Origin of the sequence: Romboutsia sp., assembly GCF_035470145.1 — a bacterium.
GTDB lineage: Bacteria > Bacillota > Clostridia > Peptostreptococcales > Peptostreptococcaceae > Romboutsia_D.
Genome location: NZ_DATIRC010000265.1, coordinates 1 through 4,066, shown reverse-complemented (window position 1 = coordinate 4,066; position 4,066 = coordinate 1). Strand labels below are relative to the sequence as shown.

General features: G+C 30.6%; 3 protein-coding genes and 1 pseudogene. 3 read left to right on the top strand and 1 reads right to left on the bottom strand.

All coding sequences use genetic code 11. The features are described from left to right. The 3 genes and pseudogenes from VLM92_RS11185 to aspS form a co-directional block, all read left to right on the top strand. Positions 1-488, top strand: a pseudogene (locus tag VLM92_RS11185) (coproporphyrinogen dehydrogenase HemZ); the annotation flags it as partial. Further along, the gene (gene hisS, locus VLM92_RS11180; protein ID WP_325276427.1) at positions 478-1,740 is read left to right on the top strand and encodes a histidine--tRNA ligase; all 1,263 of its coding nucleotides are present in this window, start codon (positions 478-480) and stop codon (positions 1,738-1,740) included. The pseudogene VLM92_RS11185 and the gene hisS, both read left to right, overlap by 11 nt. A gap of 163 nt (positions 1,741-1,903) precedes the next feature. Beyond that, positions 1,904-3,694 (top strand): aspartate--tRNA ligase, encoded by a 1,791-nt coding sequence (gene aspS / locus VLM92_RS11175; RefSeq protein ID WP_325276426.1) that lies wholly within the window; start codon positions 1,904-1,906, stop codon positions 3,692-3,694. Positions 3,695-3,781: 87 nt separating this feature from the next. On the opposite strand, the gene VLM92_RS11170 is transcribed toward aspS, so the two are convergent. Beyond that, positions 3,782-4,027: a small, acid-soluble spore protein, alpha/beta type gene (locus tag VLM92_RS11170; RefSeq protein WP_325276425.1), complete on the bottom strand. Its 246-nt coding sequence runs from the start codon at positions 4,025-4,027 to the stop codon at positions 3,782-3,784. Between the last annotated feature and the right edge of the window lie 39 nt (positions 4,028-4,066).

Below are 4,066 nucleotides of genomic sequence, written 5' to 3'. Positions count from 1 at the left end.
TACTAGGTCTTGTTGATGAAAATTTAGATATGGTTAAAAACACTTTACAAAAAATTAAAGAACTTTCTCCGGAAAGCTTAACAGTACATACATTAGCTATAAAAAGAGCATCAAATCTAAAAGAAAACTTAGATAAATATGAACTTACAAAATATGAAGAAATGATAAAAATGATAGATTTATCAATGGAGTATGCAAAAGATATGGGACTTAATCCATATTATATGTATCGTCAAAAACATATGCTAGGAAACTTAGAAAATATAGGATATGCTAAAGAAGGATATGAGTGCATTTATAATATACAAATAATGGAAGAAAAACAAAGTAACTATGCAGTAGGTGCTGGATCTATATCAAAGTTTGTATATGTTGATGAAGATAGAATTGAAAGAGTGGATAACGTTAAAAACGTTGAGCAATATATAGATAGAGTAGATGAAATGATAGAAAGAAAAAGAAAGGAGATATACCAAAATGTTAACTAAAGCGCCAAGAGGAACTAAAGACATAACTCCAAAAGATTCTTATAAATGGAATTATGTTGAAAATAAATTTAGAGAAGTTTGTTCATTATTTGGATATGAAGAAATGAGGACTCCAGTATTTGAACATACAGAATTATTTAAAAGAAGTGTAGGAGATACTACAGATATAGTACAAAAAGAGATGTACTCATTCACAGATAAAGGTGAAAGAGATATAACTTTAAAGCCAGAAGGAACTGCTGGTGTAGTTAGAGCATTTATAGAAAATAAATTATATGCTGATACTCAACCAACAAAATTATTTTACATAACACCTTGTTTTAGATATGAAAGACCACAAGCAGGAAGACAAAGACAATTCCATCAATTTGGAATAGAAGCTCTAGGAAGTGATAAGCCTTCAATAGATGCAGAAGTTATAGCTTTAGCTGTACAATTCTTCAATGAAGTAGGACTTAATGATTTAGCAGTAAGTATAAACTCTGTTGGATGTCCAACTTGTAGAGCACAGTACAATGATAAACTAAAAGAATATCTTGATAAAAAGTCAGATATATTATGTGAAACTTGCCTAGATAGAAAAGATAAGAACCCAATGAGAGTTATAGATTGTAAAAATCCTAACTGCCAAGAAAACTTACAAGATATACCATTTATGATAGAGCATATATGTGATGATTGTAGTACACACTTCGAAAAATTACAAGAGTACTTAAGAGAAATGGAAGTAAACTTTGTAGTTGATAAAAGTATAGTTAGAGGTCTTGATTACTACAAGAAAACTGCTTTTGAAATAATATCTAATGATATAGGATCTCAAAGTACAGTTTGCGGTGGTGGAAGATACGACGGACTTGTTGAACAATTAGGTGGACCTAAGGGGGTAAGTGGTATAGGATTTGGTTTAGGTGTTGAAAGATTATTATTAACTCTTGAAAATAATAATATAGAAATAGAAAATCCTCAAGCCACTGATATATATATAGCAACAATAGGTGATGAAGCTAAGACTAAGAGCTTTAAATTACTTAAAGATTTAAGATACAATCATATAAGTGCAGAAAATGATCACTTAGACAGAAGTGTTAAGGCTCAGTTTAAGTATTCAGATAAAATAAATGCTAAGTTTACTATAGTTATAGGTGATGATGAGTTAGCTAATGATAGTGCTACACTTAAAAACATGGCTACATCAGAACAAATCACTATAAAATTAAGTGAGATAGTTAAAGAATTAAAAGAAAGATTATAATTAATTTAAAGTTATCTTTACTTTATACGGGTAAAGATAACTTTAAATTATGTTCATTTATAGTTTAAACTTAATAAAGTAAATAAGCATTAGTTGACATAAACTAAATAATGATAAATAATAAATTATAATCAAATGAAAATAAAGACCTGGAGGGTATATAATGGAGACTCTAAATGGATTAAAGAGAACTCACTATTGTGGGGACTTAAGAGAAACTAACATTGATGAAGAAGTTGTACTTATGGGATGGGTACAAAAGAAAAGAAACTTAGGTGGACTAGTATTCGTTGACTTAAGAGATAGAAGCGGATTATGCCAAATAATATTTGATACTGATGTTAATGCAGAAGCTTTCGCTAAAGCAGAAAAATTAGGATCAGAGTTCGTTATAGCTGTTAAAGGGAAAGTAGCTGAAAGAGCATCTAAAAACCCTAATATGCCAACTGGTGATATAGAAATATTTGCTACTGAATTAAGATTATTAAATAAATCAGAAACACCACCAATATACATAAAAGATGACGATAATGTATCTGAAGAATTAAGATTAAAATATAGATACTTAGATTTAAGAAAGCCATCTATGCAAAAGACTTTAATGCTAAGAAGTAGAGTAGCTAACATAGTTAGAAACTACTTATCTCAAAATAATTTCTTTGAAATAGAAACACCTTTCTTAATAAAGCCAACTCCAGAAGGAGCTAGAGATTACTTAGTACCAAGTAGAGTTAATGAAGGTAAATTCTATGCTTTACCACAATCACCACAATTATTTAAGCAATTATTAATGGTAAGTGGTATGGATAGATACTTCCAAATAGTTAAGTGCTTCAGAGATGAAGACTTAAGAGCTGACAGACAACCAGAGTTTACTCAAATAGACTGTGAAATGTCATTTGTTGAACAACAAGATGTTATGAACATAATGGAAAAAATGGTTCAAACAATATTTAAAGAAACTTTAAACGTAGATGTTGCTTTACCACTTCCAGTAATGACTTATGCTGAGGCTATGGAAAGATACGGTTCAGATAAGCCAGATACTAGATTTGGATATGAGCTTACTAATATATCTGATATAGTAAAAACTTGCGGATTTAGCGTATTTGCTAATGCTACTGTAGATGGTATGAGTGTTAGAGGTATAAATGTTAAAGGTAAGTCAGAGAACTTTAGCAAAAAGCAAGTAGGGAAATTAGAAGACCATGCTAAGACTTACAAAGCTAAAGGTCTTGCTTGGATGAGAATTGGTGAAGGTAGAGAAGTAACTTCTCCAATAGCTAAGTTCTTTAATGAGCAAGAAATGACTGCAATACTTGATAGAATGGATGCACAGGCTGGTGACTTATTATTATTCGTTGCTGATAAAAATACTGTTGTATTTGACGCTTTAGGACAAGTTAGACTTGAAGTTGCAAGAAGACTTGATTTATTAGACAACAGTGCTTATAACATGTTATGGGTGACTGAATTCCCAGTATTTGAAGAAGATGAAGAAACTGGAAGAATGATAGCTAAGCATCACCCATTCACATCTCCATTAGATGAAGATATAGATAGATTAGACGGTGACGATAAAGCATCTCTAAGAGCGAAAGCTTATGATATGGTTATAAATGGATATGAAGTAGGTGGAGGAAGTGTTAGAATATTTAACGCGGATGTTCAACAAAAAATGTTCAAAGCATTAGGAATGTCACAAGAAGAAGCTCAAGAGAAGTTTGGTTTCTTATTAGACGCTTTCAAATATGGAACTCCTCCTCTTGCAGGGATGGCATTCGGTCTTGATAGACTTGTAATGATACTTGCTGGAACTAATAACATAAAAGATGTTATAGCATTCCCTAAAAACCAAAGTGCAGTTTGTCCAATGACAAATGCTCCAGCATTTGCTGAAGAAACTCAACTAGAAGAGTTAAGCATAAAGGTTGATATAGCTGATAAAGAATAATTAATATAAAAATAATTTTTATATAACTAAAAATATCCTAAACTAAATTATTTGATTAAGTTTAGGATATTTTGATTTTTTATAATATTATTTTTTAGAATTATATTTATCCAATAAAATTTGTTCGCCCATTTGTACTAATTCTCTGCTCATCATTCCACCAACTTGCTCACCAGCTAATACATTTTTAGCTTGACCTTCTAAAGTTCCTTGAGGAGCATTACTTTCTATTTTATTATTAGTCATGTTATAGTTATATCCAAGTTCAGTAGCTATCTCCATCTTAAGGCTATTTAAAGCTTGCTTTGCATTAGTTCTTGATTGTATATCCATATAAAACCCCACCTTCTTAAAATTATCGTACAATAATAT

Excerpts from the sequence above, each read along its gene's own strand:
- VLM92_RS11170 (WP_325276425.1), bottom strand. The coding sequence starts at position 4,027 with ATGGATATACAATCAAGAACTAATGCAAAGCAAGCTTTAAATAGCCTT.
- aspS (WP_325276426.1), top strand. The coding sequence starts at position 1,904 with ATGGAGACTCTAAATGGATTAAAGAGAACTCACTATTGTGGGGACTTA.
- hisS (WP_325276427.1), top strand. The coding sequence starts at position 478 with ATGTTAACTAAAGCGCCAAGAGGAACTAAAGACATAACTCCAAAAGAT.